The sequence below is a fragment of the Actinoplanes sp. ATCC 53533 genome, from assembly GCF_003947245.1.
This window is the reverse complement of record NZ_QHHV01000545.1, coordinates 1-1,073: the sequence shown is the minus strand read 5'-3', so window position 1 is coordinate 1,073 and position 1,073 is coordinate 1. Positions and strand designations below refer to the sequence as shown.

At 67.2% G+C, this 1,073-nt stretch carries 1 protein-coding gene and 1 pseudogene; both read left to right on the top strand.

The window, feature by feature from the left end; genetic code table 11:
* Positions 1-921: NAD-dependent epimerase/dehydratase family protein (locus DMB66_RS59910; protein ID WP_125812699.1), on the top strand; the 921-nt coding region annotated here is incomplete at its 5' end.
* Positions 921-1,073: pseudogene (locus DMB66_RS59905) on the top strand (glycosyltransferase); the annotation flags it as partial. The gene DMB66_RS59910 and the pseudogene DMB66_RS59905, both read left to right, overlap by 1 nt.

The window sequence follows — 1,073 nt, the reverse complement described above, 5'->3', positions numbered from 1 at the left end:
CAGCTCACGGCGGACCTCGGCGCGGCGTATTCGCACCACGGGGTCGACATCCGGGACAGGGACTCGCTGGGGAAGATCTTCCGGAAGTACGGCACCGACATCGCGGTCGTGATCCACACCGCCGCGCAGCCCTCGCACGACTGGGCCGTGCGCGACCCGTTCACCGACTTCGACGTGAACGCCGGTGGCACGCTCAACATGCTGCAGAACACCCGCGAGCACTGCATCGACGCGGCGTTCATCCACTGCTCCACCAACAAGGTGTACGGCGACACCCCGAACCGGCTCCCGCTGATCGAGCAGGAGACCCGCTGGGAGATCGACCCCGCTCATCCGTACGCGGGCGGCATCACCGAGGACATGTCGATCGACCAGTGCCTGCACTCGGTCTTCGGCGCGTCGAAGGTCGCGGCTGATGTGATGGCCCAGGAATACGGGCGTTACTTCGGCATGAAGACGGCGATCTTCCGGGGTGGCACCCTGACGGGGCCGGCCCACTCGGCGACCGAGCTGCACGGCTTCCTCGGCTACGTGATGCGGGCGAACATGGAGCGGCGGCTCTACCGGATCTTCGGCTACAAGGGCAAGCAGGTCCGCGACGCCATCCACAGCCACGACGTGCTCAGCGCGTTCGAGGCGTTCTTCCGCGACCCGCGCTCGGCGGCGGTCTACAACCTCGGCGGCGGCCGGCACTCGAACTGCTCCAACCTCGAGGCCTTCGCCCTGGCCGAGAAGATCAGTGGCACCGAGATGGTCACCGAGTATGTCGACGACAACCGGATCGGCGACCACCAGTGGTGGATCGGCTCGATGGCGGCGTTCCAGGCCGACTACCCGCAGTGGAAGCAGGTCTACGACGTCCCGATGATCCTCCAGGAGATCTACGAGGCCAACGTCGACAAGTGGGTGCCCCAGCCGTGATCTCGCAGGGCAAGAAGAACGTCCTCGGCGTGCTGGTCGACGCGGTGGACTACGAGGCCGCGACCGCCCAGATCCTCACGGCCGCCCGCGACCGCCGGCACTACGCCGTGACCGCCCTCGCGGTCCACGGTGTGATGACCGGCGTGCAGGAC